The sequence below is a fragment of the Bosea beijingensis genome (assembly GCF_030758975.1).
Taxonomy (GTDB): domain Bacteria; phylum Pseudomonadota; class Alphaproteobacteria; order Rhizobiales; family Beijerinckiaceae; genus Allobosea; species Allobosea beijingensis.
In genome coordinates, this window is the sequence record NZ_CP132359.1 from 3,486,987 (window position 1) to 3,502,377 (window position 15,391).

The following is a 15,391-nucleotide window of genomic DNA, read 5'->3' on the forward strand; positions in this document are numbered from 1 at the left end:
GACAGAGGAGATCAGGCCGCCAGCGCCGGCCTCTCGCCGGCGAGCAGCGTCAGGGAGGCGAGGCGCCGGCTGGTCAGGGCGGTCGGCGTGTCGATGACGAATTCGGCGATGCCGAAGCGGGCATGCAGCCCGTCGAGTTCGCGCCGGACCTGCTCGGGCGTCCCGGCAAGGATGTGCGGCTTGCGGATCTCGGTGCTGTAGGAGGCCGCGCCGGCCTGGCGGGCATACTCGGCCGCCTGCTCCTCGCTGCCGAGATTGAGGTTCTGGCCGTTGTCGAGGGTCAGACGGACGACGCGGTGGTCCTCCGTCAGGTTCTGCGCCTCTTCGGCCGTCTCGGCGGCGAAGGCGGCCACCGCAAGCAGCAGGGGCGCCGTGCCGCCGGCCTTGGCATAGGCGTTCAGGCTCTCGTCGATCGCCTTGGGATCGCCGTTGTGATGGCCGGCAAAGACGAAGTGCCAGCCGCGCTCGCCCGCCTGCCGGGCGCTGTCCGGGCTCGCGCCGAGCAGGAAGCGCTCCGGCGTCACAGGCGGAACGGGCAGGGCGCGGGCCTTGTCCCGCGGGCCGTCCGTCACTGCCGGCGGCACGAGGAAGCCGTCGAGCTCGTCCAGCAAAGCCTCGAAGGACGGCGCGCGGGCCGGATCGTGCAATACGCGCAGCGCCTTGGTCGAGAGTGGCAGGCCGCCGGGCGCCTTGCCGATGCCGAGATCGACGCGGCCGGGCGCGAGCGAGGCCAGCAGGTTGAAGGTCTCTGCGACCTTGTAGGGGCTGTGATGCGGCAAGAGGACGCCGCCTGAGCCGATGCGGATGCGCTGCGTGCGGGCCAGCAGATAGGCGGCGAACACTTCCGGTGCGGGGCTGACGAGGCCGGGGAAGTCATGGTGTTCGGCCAGCCAGAAGCGGTGGTAGCCGAGGCGCTCCGCCGCCTGGGCGAGGCTCACCGTGCGCTGCAATGCGGCGCCGGCGGTTTCGCCCTCGATGAGCGGGGTCTTGTCGAGAAGGCTCAGTGCGTAGGTCATGGGTTTTGCTGCCGTTGGAGATGTCAGGCGGAGCGGAGGCCGAGCGCGGTCGTCGCCTCCTCGGCCATCCAGCCGAGTCGCTCGTAATCGCCGCGCCAGTAGAGGAGGGCGGCGTCGTTGCTGCCGAGCCGGATCTCGCGCACCCGGCCGATGACGATGGCGTGAGAGTGCCGCTCGATCAGCTCTTCCAGCTCGCAGTCGAGCGCGGCCAGCGCGCCTTCCAGGAGAGGCGTCCCGGTGCGGCCCTCGCTCCATTCCGCCTCGGCATAACGGGCCGGGCCCTTCTCGCCGCCGCGTCCGGCAAAGCGGTCCGCGACCTGCTTCTGCGTGGCGCTGAGGAAGTTCACGCCGAAGCTGCGATGGCGCGCGAGAACGGGATAGGTCGAGGAGGAGAGGTTGAGCCCGAACATCACGGTCGGAGGCTCGGCCGAGAGTGCGGAGAGCGAGGTCACGGTCAGGCCGGTGCGATCCTCGTCGCCTCCGGTGGTGATCACGGAGACGCCGCCGGCGAGGTGGCGCAAGGCTGTGCGGAAATCGCCGCGCGTGGCCGGACCGGCGGGGGCGCGGGGCGAAGTCGAGGATGCAAGGGACAGGACCGCCATGGGAACCTCTGATTCAGGCCGTTCGGATTCGTGAGGACGGGGCGCCGACCGGTGGCGCGCCGCAGGCTGCCGCGAGGGGGACGAGGCAAGCGTCCTCCATCGCCGGAAGAACCGGCGTTGCGTGCAGTCGCGTTGGAAAGATTTCAGGCGCTCAGGACGCCCGATATCCTGTCAGGAACATCGGTCCCAAAGAACCGGAACAGGGTTTTCTGAATTCGTGCATGTCGTCACCGACGCGTCTCCGTATCTCGGAGCCCACGAATTTCGTCGTGGTGCTTTTAGCATTGTTGACGCGGTGCAAGCTGCTCCAGCAAATCCCGCGAAGGAGCGATGCGAACACCGCCCGATACTGTCCATTCTTTCCGGCTGATGCTTCGCGGTCAATGAAACAGCTTTTCAAAGATCGCGCTGGCCGGAGGCGGAAGCGCCACCATGGCGACACGCGCTGGAAGAAATCCGCTCGCGCGCCCAAGCAGGCGTCCCGGGCGTCGCTCACCGCCGCGAAGAGCGGGCTGCCGCGCGGCGCGGGCCGGGCGGCATGTCCGGCAAGCAATAAGGGGACCATCCGGGGGATCGATCGCATTTGCTGCGTCGTGTTTGCGTTATGTCAAAGACGGTCGCGGAATGGCGGTGCAATGCGGTCCCTGACATGGACAGCACCCGGCAATCCATATTCTCATCAGTCGATCTCTCAACAGGGGCCGGTGCGATATGCGCTCGGCTGAAGGGGTAGGAGATGACGACCGAGACCGCGAAGACCGGCGGCCCGGAGGCCGCGACCGAGAAGCCGACGAGGCGCGCCGAGCTCACCGCCTTCCTCATCCTGGCCGTGCTGATCTGGCCGGTCCTGTCGGTCGGTATCGTCGGCGGCTACGGCTTCCTTGTCTGGATGTCCCAGCTCGTCCTCGGCCCGCCCGGGCCTCCACGTTGAGGAGGCAGGCATGGGCGAGAATGCCATCGATTTCGGACGACGCCGCTTCCTGACCGGCCGCCCGGTGCAGCCGCAGCCGGAAGGCGTGCGGCCGCCATGGTCGCGCGCGGCTTCGGTCGCAGCGGCCTGCACCGGCTGCGGCGACTGCGTGCCGGCCTGTCCGCAGCAAATCATCGCGCTCGACGCCGGGGGCCGGCCGGCTCTGAGCTTCGCCGCAAGCGAGTGCAGCTTCTGCGGCGCCTGCGCGGAAGCCTGCCCCGAGCAGGTCTTCGATCGTCTGCTGCCGGCCTTCGCGCATGTCGCGGCGGTTGGCTCCGATTGCTTCGCCAGGCGCGGCATCGTCTGCCAGAGCTGCGGCGATGCCTGCCCGGAAAGCGCGATCCGCTTCCGGGCCCGCCTCGGCGGCCCGGCCCTGCCGGAGATTGCAAGCGACCGCTGCAATGGCTGCGGCGCCTGCATCGCCGCCTGCCCGGCGCAGGCTATCGCGGTCGGCGCGCGCCCGGCGGAGGCTGCCCATGCCTGAGCGTTCCCGCCCGCGCTTCCACCATATATCGAGCGCCGTCGTCTCGGCCCTGCCGGCCAAGGTCGAGGCCGTACTCGCCAGCATCGCGGAGCTTCCCGAGACCGAGATCCATCGGGTCGAGAACGGCAAGATCGTGATCGTGTTGGAAGGTTCCAGCACCGGCGTGATCGGCGACCGGCTCGCCGCCATCAGCCTGATCGACGGCGTGCTCTCGGCCAACATGGTGTTCGAGCAGATCGAAGACCTCGAAACCCTCGACGACCCCGGAGTAATCCCATGACCCTGTCCCGTCGCGAGATGTTGAAGGCGCAGGCGGCCGGCGTCGCTGCGCTCGCCGCCAATATGAGCGTGCCAGCCGAGGCCCAGCCTGTGATGGGAGGCGTCGACAGCCTGCAGATCAAGTGGTCGAAGGCGCCGTGCCGCTTCTGCGGCACCGGCTGCGGCGTCATGGTCGGCGTCAAGGAAGGCAAGGTCATCGCCACCCATGGCGACATGAAGGCCGACGTCAATCGCGGCCTGAACTGCATCAAGGGCTATTTCCTCTCCAAGATCATGTACGGCAACGACCGGCTGACCCAGCCGCTGCTGCGCAAGAAGAACGGCGTCTACGCCAAGGACGGCGAGTTCACGCCGGTCTCCTGGGACGAGGCCTTCGACACCATGGCCGCCAAGGCCAAGGCGACGCTCAAGGCGAAGGGGCCGACCGCGCTCGGCATGTTCGGCTCCGGCCAGTGGACGATCTTCGAGGGCTATGCCGCGACCAAGCTGATGCGGGCCGGTTTCCGCTCCAACAATCTCGATCCGAACGCCCGCCACTGCATGGCCTCGGCTGCCTATGCCTTCATGCGGACCTTCGGCATGGACGAGCCGATGGGCTGCTACGACGATTTCGAGCATGCCGACGCCTTCGTGCTCTGGGGCTCGAACATGGCGGAGATGCACCCCATCCTGTGGACGCGGGTGACGGATCGCCGGCTCGGCCAGCCGCATGTGAAGGTCGCGGTGCTCTCGACCTATACCCACCGCAGCTCGGACCTGGCCGACATCCCGATCGTGTTCAAGCCGGGCACGGACCTCGCGATCCTCAACTACATCGCCAACCACATCATCACGACCGGGCGGGTGAACAAGGACTTCGTCGGCAAGCATACCACCTTCGTGAAGGGCGCGACCGATATCGGCTACGGCCTGCGCCCCGACGATCCGCGCGAGGTCAAGGCGCGCAAGGCGGAGGATGTCACGGCGACGACGCCGATCGATTTCGAGGCCTATGCCGCCTTCGTGAAGGACTACACGCTGGAGAAGGTCTCGGCCCTGACCGGCGTCGAGCCCGGCTTCCTGCAGCAGCTCGCCGAGCTCTATGCCGATCCCAAGCGCAAGGTCACATCGTTCTGGACGATGGGCTTCAACCAGCATGTGCGTGGCGTCTGGGCAAATCAGCTCGTCTACAACCTGCATCTGCTGACGGGTAAGATCTCGGAGCCCGGCAACAGCCCGTTCTCGCTGACCGGCCAGCCCTCGGCCTGCGGCACGGCGCGCGAGGTTGGCACCTTCGCCCACCGCCTGCCGGCCGACATGACGGTGACCAATCCCGAGCACCGCAAGCATGCCGAGGAGATCTGGCGCATTCCGCACGGGATCATCCCGGAAAAGCCCGGCTACCACGCCGTCGAGCAGGACCGGATGCTCAAGGACGGCAAGCTCAATTTCTACTGGATCCAGGTCAACAACAACCTGCAGGCCTCGCCGAACAACACCAACGAGGCCTATCCAGGCTATCGCAACCCCGACAATTTCATCGTCGTCTCGGATGCCTATCCGACTGTCACGGCGATGGCGGCCGACCTGATCCTGCCGGCCGCGATGTGGGTCGAGAAGGAGGGCGCCTACGGCAATGCCGAGCGGCGTACCCATGTCTGGCACCAGCTCGTCAATGCGCCGGGGGACGCCCGTTCCGATCTCTGGCAGCTCATGGAGTTCTCGAAGCGCTTCACCACCGACGAGGTCTGGCCGGCGGAGATCCTCGACGCCAACCCGAACTACAAGGGCAAGACCCTGTTCGACGTGCTCTATCGCAACGGCAATGTCGACAAGTTCGATGTCTCCGAAATCGATCCGAGCTATGAGAACCGGGAGGCGAAGGCCTTCGGCTTCTACGTCCAGAAAGGGCTTTTCGAGGAGTATGCCGCTTTCGGCCGCGGCCATGGCCATGATCTCGGACCCTACGATCTCTATCATCAGGTGCGCGGACTGCGCTGGCCGGTGGTCGACGGCAAGGAGACGCTCTGGCGCTATCGCGAGGGGCTCGACCCCTATGTGAAGCCGGGCAAGGGCGTCGAGTTCTACGGCAACAAGGACGGCAAGGCCCGGATCATCGCGGTGCCCTACGAGCCGCCGGCGGAATCGCCCGACAACGAGTACGATCTCTGGCTCGTCACCGGCCGCGTGCTGGAACACTGGCATTCCGGCTCGATGACCATGCGCGTGCCCGAGCTTTACAAGGCCTTTCCCGGCGCGCGCTGCTTCATGCATCCGGAAGATGCCCGCAAGCGCGGGCTCAACCAGGGTGCCGAGATCACCGTGATCTCGCGCCGCGGCGAAATGCGCACCCGCGTCGAGACGCGCGGCCGCAACCGCATGCCGCCCGGAGTGGTCTTCGTGCCCTGGTTCGACGCCAGCCAGCTCATCAACAAGACGACGCTCGACGCCACCGATCCCATCTCCAAGCAGACGGATTTCAAGAAATGCGCGGTCAAGATCGTTCCGGTCTCGGGCTGATGCGCTCGCGGACCTTGCTCGGGGCTGTCCTTGCGGCCGGTCTCGTCCTCGCCTTCGGCGCCGCCGTCTCGCAGGAGGGCGCGCCGGTGAAGATCGTGCCGCGCCTGACCGGCACCGCCGATCCGATGGCGCTCGAGCGCGTGCCGGCGCTCGGCCGCCCGGTCGTCGACGATGTCAGGCGGATGCGGAACTATCCGGAGCAGCCGCCGGTGATCCCGCATGCGATCGACGGCTACCAGCTCACCCTCAACACCAACCGCTGCATGGACTGCCACAAGCGCGAATTCACGGAAGGCTCGGGCGCGCCGATGATCAGCGTGACCCATTTCCAGGACCGCGATGGGCAGGTGCTCTCCGACGTGACGCCGCGGCGCTATTTCTGCACCGCCTGCCATGTCCAGCAGACCGATGTCGCGCCCCTGGTCCCGAACCGCTTCCAGGACGCCAAAGACATCGGCCGGAAGCCCTGAGGCGCGTGCATCATGGCCAGGCTCAAATCCTTCATTCTCTGGTGCTGGGGCGTCGCCGTCAGTTTCTGGCGCATCATCAGCCGCCCGAGCGCCTATCTGCCGCTCGGCGTGCTGACGCTCGGCGGCTTCGTCGGCGGCGTGCTGTTCTGGGGCGGCTTCAACACGGCGTTGGAGGTCACCAACACCGAGAAGTTCTGCACCTCCTGTCACGAGATGCGCGACAACGTCTATCAGGAGCTGCAATCGACGATCCATTTCTCGAATCGCTCGGGCGTGCGCGCGACCTGCCCGGATTGCCATGTCCCACATAACTGGACCGACAAGATCGCCCGCAAGATGCAGGCGTCGAAGGAGGTCTGGGGCAAGATCTTCGGCACGATCTCGACGCGCGAGAAGTTCCTCAACATGCGGCTCGAACTGGCCAAGCACGAATGGTCGCGATTGAAGGCGAACGACTCGCTGGAATGCCGCAACTGCCATTCCTCGGTGGCGATGGACTTCACCAAGCAGACCCGCCGGGCTGCCGAGATCCATGGCCGCTTCCTGACCACCGGCGAGAAGACCTGCATCGACTGCCACAAGGGCATCGCCCATCTGTTGCCGGATATGACCGGAATCGAGCCAGGCTGGAAGGATGCGCCGGAGTTGCAGGGCAAGGGCAGCGCCTCCTGGCACGGGCCGGAGCGTGCAGTGCGGACCTATCTCGCCGAAATCGAGACGCGGTGAGGGGCTGCCGGCTGCAACTGTCTTTGTCATTCCGGGGCTTCGCGCAGCGAAGAACCCGGAAGCCCCGACTGGGCGGGCGGCCTGCAAACGGGCTGGGAATCGCTTACCAGTCTTAGGTTCCGGGTTTGCGCGCCCGGCGTGGGACGAGCGATGATCGCGGCATTCACGATCGCGGCGGCGCCGAGCGCATTCTGCCCGAGGGGGATGGGCTGGATGCGGGAGGCTCTCCGGTGCAGAAGGAGCCTGAACGATCGACGCTCCGGAGCGAAATGCCATGACCGCCGGTGAAGCCGCGCCCGACCTGCCCTTCGTCCGGGATGCGGACGGCTCCTTCGTGCTCGATGCAGCGCGCCTGGCGAAGCGCTTCGGCTGGTCGGCGGAGGAATTGCGCGACCTCATGCGCCGCGGACTGGTGACGAGCCGGGTCGAGCGCGGGGAGGCGGACGACGAAGGCCGCTGGCGCCTCTCCGTGCGCTGCGGCAATCGCTGCTGGCAGGCCATCGTGCTGCCCGACGGAAGCGTTGCCGAGGAACAACTGGACTTCCTGCCCGCCCCCGGCCGCCGCGGACGGATCTGAACGAGCGCCGTTCGGGTGCGGCATGTCCGGAGCGCGGGCCTGCCGGGCGGGGGGCTGATGTACATTTCCGGGTACCGTCCCGATAATGCGCTTTCAGCGGCGCGACTCGCTCCAGCGGCCCGCGCTTTCCTCCCGCGCTGTCTCGATGAGGGAACGATGCGTCTTATCCATCTCGGCCCGGCCACGATTCTCCTTGCGGCGCTGGGCGGCTGCGCATCCCGCGAGCCGGCTGAATTTTCGGAAGCGCCGGTGGTCCAGAGCATGACCATCCAGCCGCAGCAGCGCAGCTATCTCGATCCCGGCCCGGCGCCCGCCCGCCTGAGCGGCCCCGGCTATGCGCGCGACAGCGGGACGAGTTTTGCCGGGCGCTCCGACAGCTTCGGCAGCAGCGTGCTGCCTTCCTTCTGAGGCGGCAGGACATCCGGGCCGCTCGCATGAACGGCCGCCGCTTTGGGCGGCGACCGGATCACTCGGGAAGCCGCAGCCCGGCGAGGAAGGTGACGACCGTCAGGGTTTCTTCCGGCTGGGCCTGGCACTGGCGCTCGACGACCTCGAGGATTTCTCCATCTCCGTATTTCGACAGCCGGGAGGGGGAGGTCTGGCGCATGGCGTCGACCACCCAGCGGCCGATCAGGTTGTGCATCTCCGCATCGGTGCTCCTGCGCTTCATCCAGGCTTCGCAGGTGATGTAATCCTGCAGGAATTCGCCCTGGCGAAGCACTTCGCTCGTCGCCGCTGCCGGACCGGCCAGAAACCAAAGCGCCGCCCACGCCCCCAGACGCATCATCTCCCCACCCCGTTCCGTTTCCGCCGCCGCCCGGCCGCTCCATCTTTCAGGTCCGCCGGTTCTGGCTCGACAGCCCCGTCCCGCCTTATCTCGCGCTGTCGCGGACGCGCATGGCGGGAAAGGGCCCTGGAGGTCCGGTCGTGCATCTGCGAAGGGAGCGGTAGTTCATCGAGCATAGCGAGCTTCGCCTGCACGGCAACACTCAAATCCCTTCGCCAGGCGTTGTTGCCGATGGCTTCGACGATAGCTCGCTTCTGCAATATAGAGACAGAAGTAATTTTGAATAGTTCTCAATTGTGCCGCTGTGTAGCTTGCCCGCGCCGAGAATGCCCGGTTCTCATGGGCTCTTCTTCCATAAGCGGGCGTCGTGCGGCGTTTGCGCCATAGGGCCAGAGTAAGAACGGCTCTGTCCGGCCGGGTGCGCGCCCTGCGTGTCGAGTGCAGCGAAAAGATGCGCGTTCGGCTTGAGCGCAGGCCTCCGATTCAACCGCGGTTAACCGCCACGGCGGAAGATCGCCCCGATCGGACAGGGCTATCGCGAGGGGGAGATGGTCAGGACCTGCGACATCGCCACCGCATATCGTTCGCGCCGCCGCGTGCAGCCTGTGATTGCAGCGCTCGCCGCCATGCTCGCATTCGCGGGCTGCGCCGCGCTGGCCCAGACGCGCCCGGAAGAGCCGATCAAGCTGCAGATCATCGGCGGGCTCGCCGGCGTCACCCAATACACCAAGATCGAGCAGCCCTTCTGGCAATCGGAGATCGCGGCGCTGTCGAAAGGGCGCGTCAGCGCGACGATCCGGCCGCTCGATGCCGGCGGTCTGCGCAACCAGGAAATGCTCCAACTGATGCGGCTCGGGGTGATGTCGTTCGGCACGGCGCTCTTGAGCGCGGTGGCCGGCGACGAGCCGGAGCTGAGCGCCGTCGACCTGCCTGTGCTGAACCCCGATGTCGCCACCTTGCGGCGGACGGTCGCCGCGTTCCGGGAGCATCTGCGCAGCGTGCTGCGCGAGCGCTACGACATCGAGCTTCTCGGCATCTACGCCTATCCGGCGCAGGTTCTGTTCTGCACCAAGCCGTTCAAGGGGCTCGACGACCTCGCCGGCCGGAAGGTGCGAACCTCTTCGGTCGGGCAGTCCGAGCTGATGGCGGCGATGGGAGCCGTGCCGGTGATCCTGCCCTTTGCCGAGATCGTGGCGGCGCTGCGCGACGGTGTCGCCGATTGCGCGATTACCGGCACGTTGAGCGGCTACGAGATCGGCCTGCCGCGCGTGGCCGTCGCCGTCCATGCCTTCGCGCTGAGTTGGGGCGTCTCTATCTTCGGGGCGAACGGGACCTATTGGGACGCGCTTCCCGCCGATGCGCGCGACATCATCCGGCAAGGCGTGGGCCGACTCGAGGAGCGGATCTGGTCGCAGGCGGAAGCCGATACGCAGCGCGGCCTTGCCTGCAATGCCGGTACGGAAACCTGCTCCGGCAAGCCCGAGCGGCCGATGACGGTGGTGCCGGCCCTGCCGGCGGACGCGACGCGCCGGCGCCTCCTCGCCGAGGTCGTCCTCCCGCGCTGGTTCGAGCGCTGCGGCCAGGACTGCGTCTCGGCCTGGAACACCTATCTCAAGCCGCTCCACGCCATCGAGCCCCGGTCGCCGTGACTCGCCGTCCCCTCGATGAGGATCAATGATCAAGCGCCTCAAACTCATGGTGGTCGCGGGGACCGTCGCCATCCTGGCGGTGGCGGCTTTCGGTGCCTCGAATCTGGTTCGCCAGAGGGAGGAGGCCGCCTGGCGTGCCGCCGAGCAGTCCCTCGAAGGTGCAGCAGTCGCCGTCGAGAATGCGTTCGACCGGCAATTGCTGCAGGTCGATGGGGCGCTGGCGAGCTTTGCGACCCTGTTCGATGTCGCGCAGATCGGGCCCGGGCAGCGCGACGCCGCCAGCCGCCTGTTGCGGGGCCTCAATTTCCAGACGATGGCATTTCGGGATCTGCTGCTGGTCGGGCCGGACGGCAGCATCGTGGCCTCCGCCAAGGCGAGCGGCGCGCGCCATCCGCTGCCGCTCGACGTGGCGATGGTCGGGCGTTCACCGACGAACCTGATCGGACCGCTCCGCAACGCCGTCACCGGCGACTGGGCGCTCTATGTCGCACGCCGGATCCCGGCCTGGCACGGCATCGTCCCCGTTGCGGAGGTTCCGCTGCACACGTTGATGAAACTGCTGGGGGAGGCGGGTGTCAGCCCCGGAACGCAGATTTCTCTCGAACGTGCCAACGGCCAGGTCGTCGCGACGCTGCCGCATGACGAATTGCTGATCGGCAAGTCCCGCGCCGTGGCGCTGCCCGAGCGGGCGGTGAACGGCAAGGCCTTCATGATCGGAGATCGAAACAGCGAGGCCAGCAGCCTCAACGTGGTCAGAACCTCGCTCTATGGCGATATCCGGGTCGTCCTGAGCGTTAAGAGCGGCGTGCTCCTGGCGGATTGGCGCCATGACCGCGACAGGACGCTGACGGCGGCCGGCATCGCCGTGATGCTGCTGAGCGCCTTTGCCGGAGCCATCCTGCTGGCCATCCACCAGCGCGAACGGGCGGATGCCGAGCGGACGCGGTCCTCGGCGGTCCTCGACGACGCGATCGAGGCCATGTCGGACGGCTTCGTGATGTGGGACAGGGACGACCGGCTGGTGACGTGCAACCAGCGCTATCGCGAGCTCTATGCCCTGAGCGCTCCCTTCATGGCCGCCGGGGCGCATTTCGAGGACATCATCCGCAAGGGCGCCGAGCTCGGCCAATATCCCCAGGCGACCGGCGATGTCGACGCGTTCGTGAAGGACGTCGCCGCCTGGCATCGGCAAGGCCGCGGCTCGATCGAGCGCCTGCTGCCGGATGGCCGCTGGCTGCTCATCACCGAGAGGCGAATGCGGGATGGCGGCATCGTCGGAATTCGTACGGATATCACGGCGCTCAAGGGGGCGCTCGCGGATCTCGCCACCGCCAACACGCGCGCGAACGAAGCGGCCGAAGAGGCGCGACAGCAGAACGTGGCCCTGCTCGAACAGGAAAGCCGCATCCGCTTCCTGGCGCATCACGACGACCTGACGAGCCTGCAGAACCGCTTCGCCTTTCGTGGCCAGATCGCGAAGTCGCTGTTGCGGAAGGGCGACGAGCCGGCATCGGTCGCGCTGCTCTTCCTCGATCTCGATCACTTCAAGGACGTCAACGACACGCTCGGGCACCCCGTCGGCGACTTGCTGCTGCTCTCGGTCGCGGAACGCCTGGCGACCTGCGTGCGGGATAGCGACTGCGTCGCCCGGCTGGGCGGGGACGAGTTCGCGGTCCTCAGCCTCGGCCAGGAGCAGCCGAGGCAGGCCGAGGCGCTGGCCGCGCGCATTATCGAGGTCCTGAGCCAGCCCTATTTCATCCAGGAGCGAACGATCTCGATCTCGGCGAGCATCGGCATCGCCGTCGCGGAAGGGCCGGATTTCGACGCGGACCTGCTGCTGAAACAGGCGGACCTCGCGCTCTACGAGGCCAAGGCGCAGGGCCGCGGCGTCTGCTGCGTGTTCACCGCTGCGATGGACGAGCAATTGCGCGCCCGCCTCGCCCTGGAGGTGGATTTGCGCAAGGCGATCGAGGAGCGGCAGTTCGAATTGTCCTACCAGCCGATCTTCGACCTGAAATCCAGCAAGCTCTGCGGCTTCGAGGCGTTGCTGCGCTGGCACCATCCCGAGCGGGGGCTGGTCAAGCCGGCGGATTTCGTGCCGCTCGCCGAGGAGACGCGATTGATCGTCGATCTCGGCGAATGGGTCATTCGGCAGGCTTGCACAGATGCGGCCCGGTTGCCGGGCGATCTGCGCATCGCCGTCAATCTGTCGCCGGTGCAACTGATCTTCGGCGACACGGTCGCGGCCGTGCGCGATATCCTCGCCGTGACCGGGCTCGATCCGGCGCGCCTCGAGCTGGAAATCACCGAGACGGCGCTGCTCGCCAACGACAACCGTAGTCTCGGAACGCTGAGGAGCCTCAAGGAACTCGGGGTCCGCATCGTCCTCGACGATTTCGGCACCGGCTATTCCAGCCTCAGCCATCTCAGGCTCTTCCCGCTCGACAAGGTCAAGATCGACCGCTCCTTCGTGCGCGACATGACCGCCCATTCCGACAGCGCTGCCATCGTCACGGCGGTTGCGGCTCTCGCGGCCGAGCTCGGCATGGCGACCACGGCGGAGGGCATCGAGACCCAGGACCAGCTCGACGCCGTCGATCGCGCCGGCTGCACGGAAGCCCAGGGCTATCTCCTGGGAAAACCGCAGCCGATCCTGCAGGCGGTCCACACGACCCTGTTCAGGCGCTCCAGCCGGAGCCGCGGCGGGCCGCGGGGCGGGCGTGCGCTCGATTCGTCCGACACGCTGTAGCCTTCGGGCGCGTGCCGGGCAGGCCCACGCAGCCACGCCCGGCATGATCGACGGGAAAGTCGTACATTCAGGAGGGAAGAAGTGGAGCGGGTACCGGGAATCGAACCCGGGTATTCAGCTTGGAAGGCTGCTGCTCTACCATTGAGCTACACCCGCATCGGGCGCCAAATTCCCCATCGGACCCACTGGTGTCAAGGGGCGCGATCAGGTTGTTCGCCTGATGTGGCCGTTGACGTGACGGGCGAGCCGTCAGAGCGGCATTGCCGCTCCGTCAGAAGCCGAAGTTCACGCCGGCCTTGAGGATATCGCCAGAGGTGCGCGCGCGCATCGTGGCAAATTCTCCGGGGGCCTGCCGGGTGACTTCCCCGAGCGTCAGTTGCGCGCGCCCGAGGTCGTAGCGCATATAGTCCAGTCTGACCGAGATGCCTGGTGTGATCGCGTATTCGACGCCGCCGCCCAAGGCCCAGCCACCGGCCATCTCCGAACGCGACGCCAGATATGTCGGGTTGTTGGCGGGGATGGGCGTGATCGAGCCGCTCTGCTCGACGCGGCCATAGGCATAGCCGCCGGTCCCGTAGACCAGCAGGTTGCCGAAGGCGAGGCCGGCGCGCGCCCGCACCGTGCCGAGCATCGAAAGCCTGTTTTCGCTTTGCGTCGTGACCTGCACGCCGAACGGATTCACGGACGAGATGTCCCTGCCGCCGAGGCGCGTGGCAGAAAGATCGGTTTCCGCGCCGATCACGACCGGGCCGATCTGATAGTTGAATCCGAACTGCGCGCCGCCGACGGCACCGTTTCCGTCGGGCGAGAGACGGGGGGCCACGTTGCCGGCGCCAATCGAGGTGCGGATCGAGTTCGTGGGGCCGTAGCCGTCGACGATCGTGCGGCTGCTTTGCCGGCCAGCGCCGATCGAGCCGCCAACATAGAAGCCGGTCCAGCGCGGACGATCCGGCCACCCCACCGGCAGGACCGGCTCCGGCGCAGGCTGCGGCTCCGCGGCGCTGGTCCGAGGAGCAGGCGCAGCCGGCATCGCCTGGGTCTGCCGCGGCATACCCGACTGGGCCGGAGAGACGCCGCGCGGCGTATAGTCGGCGCGGCGCGAGCGGGGCTGCTGGACGGCCGGGCAGACCGGGCAGGTCTGCGCGACCTGGATGCGGTTGCGGCTGGGCGCGGTCGCAGCCAGCCGCAGGGCCGCGGCGGTATGATCCGACACCGGATAGAGGCGAGCATAGAGCCTGAAGGATTCGGCATCACCGGCGAGTACCGCCTCGGCCCAGGCCCGCTCGTCGGTGCGCTGGGCGAGGATACGGTTCAGACGCAGCGCATTCTGGTCCTCGGGGTTGAGGCTGAGCGCGTTGCCGTAGATGTCGCTGCGGTCCCAGGCGATCGCGGTGCGGGCCGCATCGGCCGGCGTCATGCTGCGCAAGGAGGCGAGCGTCGGGCGCGCCGACAGGGGCACGTTGCCGGCGGTCGCGGACTGCGCCGCGGGGGCGCCGGCCGGGCGCTGGAAGAAGCTGAACTCGGTGATCAGCGAGGAGGTGTCCCAGGGGATCTGGGCGCCGTTGGTGGAATCGTAGACGGCGAGCCGGATGCGCCGGAAGATCTGCTCGACGGCGAGACCCGGCTCGCGTGCCTCGCGCAGGAAGGCGGTGGTGAAGGGGCTGTTGACACCGGTACCGTCCGCCGCGGTGGAGCCTGGGGAGGTCGCGAAGGCGACGAAGGTGCCGCTGTTGGAGTCGATGCGGGCCAGACCGGCTTCGCTGTTGATACCTTCATTGGCGCCGTCGACGATCTGCAGGGCGAGACCACGGGCGGTCGTGCGGTCCGCAAAGGGGTTGTTGCGGCAGGCGTCGATGATCGCGATCTTGGACTTGGCGCCGGCGCCGTCGAGCCGCCTCAGGATATCGCTCAGCGAGAGGGATTGATCGGCAATGCTGGTTGCGATCTGTGGGCGGATATCGGTCGGCAGGATGTAGTTGGCGCCGTCGAGCTGCACGGCATGGCCGGCATAATAGACCAGCGCCGTGGTGTCTGGGCCGCTGCGGCGGACCTTGTCGACGAAGACGTCGAGCGCGCCGCGCAGGCCGGCGAGCGACATGTCGAGGGCCGGCGTGATATCGAAGCCGGCCTCCTGCAGCATGGCGCGCGTGGCATTGGCGTCGTTCAGCGCATTGGGCAGCTTGGTGACATTGGCATAGGCGCCATTGCCGACGACGAAGGCGAAGCGCTTCTGGGCAAGGGCGGGCGTGGCACCAATGCTCAGCGCTGCCAGGGCCACCGTCCAGGCGGCGATGAGATACGCATAGGCCCGGGCATGTAAACGCATGCTGCTTCCCCTGTGCGAGAAGAACGACTCGCTCGACCTTGTCTGACGCCCGCGATTCGAACGGGCATCCGCCATATGATGGAGGTTCCCAGAAAGCCGCTGGTGGAAGCAACATCAAATCGACATGGAAAAGCCACGCTCGGGCTGGGCTGGTGAAGACTTGATTCTCCAGATTCTGCGCTGGGTTAGCCGCGGCAGCCACAGCGATGATTCAAGTATAATCGGGCGGGTGTGACTTAATTGCCAGCGCATCCGGG

The 15,391-nt window shown here is 67.1% G+C and carries 14 protein-coding genes and 1 tRNA gene; 10 read left to right on the plus strand and 5 right to left on the minus strand.

Translation table 11 applies throughout. The annotated features are described in order from the left end of the window. Window positions 1-11 precede the first annotated feature (11 nt). Together Q9235_RS16695 and Q9235_RS16700 are read right to left on the minus strand one after the other, a co-directional pair. Entirely contained in the window at window positions 12-1,016 is a 1,005-nt protein-coding gene (locus tag Q9235_RS16695) for an MsnO8 family LLM class oxidoreductase (protein ID WP_306222932.1), read from the minus strand. A 23-nt stretch (window positions 1,017-1,039) separates the two neighbouring features. Further along, a complete protein-coding gene (locus Q9235_RS16700; protein WP_306222933.1) occupies window positions 1,040-1,618 on the minus strand; it encodes a flavin reductase family protein in 579 nt (192 codons plus the stop codon). Between the two features lie 736 nt (window positions 1,619-2,354). Here Q9235_RS16700 and napE point away from each other — a divergent pair. From napE to Q9235_RS16740, 8 genes are all read left to right on the plus strand, one after another. Further along, window positions 2,355-2,549 (plus strand): periplasmic nitrate reductase, NapE protein, encoded by a 195-nt coding sequence (napE, locus tag Q9235_RS16705; RefSeq protein WP_306222934.1) that lies wholly within the window; start codon window positions 2,355-2,357, stop codon window positions 2,547-2,549. Between the two features lie 10 nt (window positions 2,550-2,559). Then, window positions 2,560-3,072 (plus strand): ferredoxin-type protein NapF, encoded by a 513-nt coding sequence (gene napF / locus Q9235_RS16710; RefSeq protein WP_306222936.1) that lies wholly within the window; start codon window positions 2,560-2,562, stop codon window positions 3,070-3,072. Continuing rightward, window positions 3,065-3,352, plus strand: coding sequence for a chaperone NapD (locus Q9235_RS16715; protein ID WP_306222938.1), 288 nt, complete (start codon window positions 3,065-3,067; stop codon window positions 3,350-3,352). The genes napF and Q9235_RS16715 overlap by 8 nt, the downstream gene beginning before the upstream one ends. Beyond that, the gene (napA, locus tag Q9235_RS16720; protein WP_306222940.1) at window positions 3,349-5,850 is read left to right on the plus strand and encodes a periplasmic nitrate reductase subunit alpha; all 2,502 of its coding nucleotides are present in this window, start codon (window positions 3,349-3,351) and stop codon (window positions 5,848-5,850) included. Before Q9235_RS16715 ends, napA begins: the two co-directional genes overlap by 4 nt. Continuing rightward, window positions 5,817-6,320, plus strand: a complete 504-nt coding sequence (locus Q9235_RS16725; RefSeq protein ID WP_306222942.1) for a nitrate reductase cytochrome c-type subunit — start codon at window positions 5,817-5,819, stop codon at window positions 6,318-6,320. Before napA ends, Q9235_RS16725 begins: the two co-directional genes overlap by 34 nt. Window positions 6,321-6,332: 12 nt before the next feature. Beyond that, complete coding sequence (locus Q9235_RS16730; protein WP_306222943.1) at window positions 6,333-7,046, plus strand: cytochrome c3 family protein; 714 nt, start codon at window positions 6,333-6,335, stop codon at window positions 7,044-7,046. 274 nt (window positions 7,047-7,320) lie between these two features. Further along, on the plus strand, window positions 7,321-7,623 hold the full coding sequence (locus tag Q9235_RS16735) for a DUF6522 family protein (protein WP_306222944.1): 303 nt from the start codon (window positions 7,321-7,323) through the stop codon (window positions 7,621-7,623). A 156-nt stretch (window positions 7,624-7,779) separates the two neighbouring features. After that, a complete protein-coding gene (locus tag Q9235_RS16740; RefSeq protein WP_306222945.1) occupies window positions 7,780-8,031 on the plus strand; it encodes a hypothetical protein in 252 nt (83 codons plus the stop codon). A 58-nt stretch (window positions 8,032-8,089) separates the two neighbouring features. On the opposite strand, the gene Q9235_RS16745 is transcribed toward Q9235_RS16740, so the two are convergent. Beyond that, window positions 8,090-8,410 carry a hypothetical protein gene (locus tag Q9235_RS16745; protein WP_306222946.1) on the minus strand — a complete coding sequence of 107 codons (321 nt, stop codon included), beginning with the start codon at window positions 8,408-8,410 and terminating at the stop codon, window positions 8,090-8,092. 548 nt (window positions 8,411-8,958) lie between these two features. Between Q9235_RS16745 and Q9235_RS16750 the strand changes: the two genes are divergently transcribed. Together Q9235_RS16750 and Q9235_RS16755 are read left to right on the plus strand one after the other, a co-directional pair. Then, window positions 8,959-10,059 (plus strand): TRAP transporter substrate-binding protein, encoded by a 1,101-nt coding sequence (locus Q9235_RS16750; protein ID WP_306222947.1) that lies wholly within the window; start codon window positions 8,959-8,961, stop codon window positions 10,057-10,059. Between the two features lie 25 nt (window positions 10,060-10,084). Next, window positions 10,085-12,808: a bifunctional diguanylate cyclase/phosphodiesterase gene (locus Q9235_RS16755; protein ID WP_306222948.1), complete on the plus strand. Its 2,724-nt coding sequence runs from the start codon at window positions 10,085-10,087 to the stop codon at window positions 12,806-12,808. Between the two features lie 82 nt (window positions 12,809-12,890). Here the strand turns inward: Q9235_RS16755 and Q9235_RS16760 are convergent. Both Q9235_RS16760 and Q9235_RS16765 read right to left on the minus strand, forming a co-directional pair. Next, window positions 12,891-12,964, minus strand: a tRNA-Gly gene (locus Q9235_RS16760). Between the two features lie 115 nt (window positions 12,965-13,079). Further along, window positions 13,080-15,209, minus strand: a complete 2,130-nt coding sequence (locus Q9235_RS16765; RefSeq protein ID WP_306222949.1) for a caspase family protein — start codon at window positions 15,207-15,209, stop codon at window positions 13,080-13,082. Between the last annotated feature and the right edge of the window lie 182 nt (window positions 15,210-15,391).

What these genes read in the sequence shown, in the direction of transcription:
- Q9235_RS16695 (WP_306222932.1), bottom strand. Translation starts at nt 1,016, where the DNA reads ATGACCTACGCACTGAGCCTTCTCGACAAGACCCCGCTCATCGAGGGC.
- Q9235_RS16700 (WP_306222933.1), bottom strand. Translation starts at nt 1,618, where the DNA reads ATGGCGGTCCTGTCCCTTGCATCCTCGACTTCGCCCCGCGCCCCCGCC.
- napE (WP_306222934.1), top strand. Translation starts at nt 2,355, where the DNA reads ATGACGACCGAGACCGCGAAGACCGGCGGCCCGGAGGCCGCGACCGAG.
- napF (WP_306222936.1), top strand. Translation starts at nt 2,560, where the DNA reads ATGGGCGAGAATGCCATCGATTTCGGACGACGCCGCTTCCTGACCGGC.
- Q9235_RS16715 (WP_306222938.1), top strand. Translation starts at nt 3,065, where the DNA reads ATGCCTGAGCGTTCCCGCCCGCGCTTCCACCATATATCGAGCGCCGTC.
- napA (WP_306222940.1), top strand. Translation starts at nt 3,349, where the DNA reads ATGACCCTGTCCCGTCGCGAGATGTTGAAGGCGCAGGCGGCCGGCGTC.
- Q9235_RS16725 (WP_306222942.1), top strand. Translation starts at nt 5,817, where the DNA reads ATGCGCGGTCAAGATCGTTCCGGTCTCGGGCTGATGCGCTCGCGGACC.
- Q9235_RS16730 (WP_306222943.1), top strand. Translation starts at nt 6,333, where the DNA reads ATGGCCAGGCTCAAATCCTTCATTCTCTGGTGCTGGGGCGTCGCCGTC.
- Q9235_RS16735 (WP_306222944.1), top strand. Translation starts at nt 7,321, where the DNA reads ATGACCGCCGGTGAAGCCGCGCCCGACCTGCCCTTCGTCCGGGATGCG.
- Q9235_RS16740 (WP_306222945.1), top strand. Translation starts at nt 7,780, where the DNA reads ATGCGTCTTATCCATCTCGGCCCGGCCACGATTCTCCTTGCGGCGCTG.
- Q9235_RS16745 (WP_306222946.1), bottom strand. Translation starts at nt 8,410, where the DNA reads ATGATGCGTCTGGGGGCGTGGGCGGCGCTTTGGTTTCTGGCCGGTCCG.
- Q9235_RS16750 (WP_306222947.1), top strand. Translation starts at nt 8,959, where the DNA reads ATGGTCAGGACCTGCGACATCGCCACCGCATATCGTTCGCGCCGCCGC.
- Q9235_RS16755 (WP_306222948.1), top strand. Translation starts at nt 10,085, where the DNA reads ATGATCAAGCGCCTCAAACTCATGGTGGTCGCGGGGACCGTCGCCATC.
- Q9235_RS16765 (WP_306222949.1), bottom strand. Translation starts at nt 15,209, where the DNA reads ATGGCGGATGCCCGTTCGAATCGCGGGCGTCAGACAAGGTCGAGCGAG.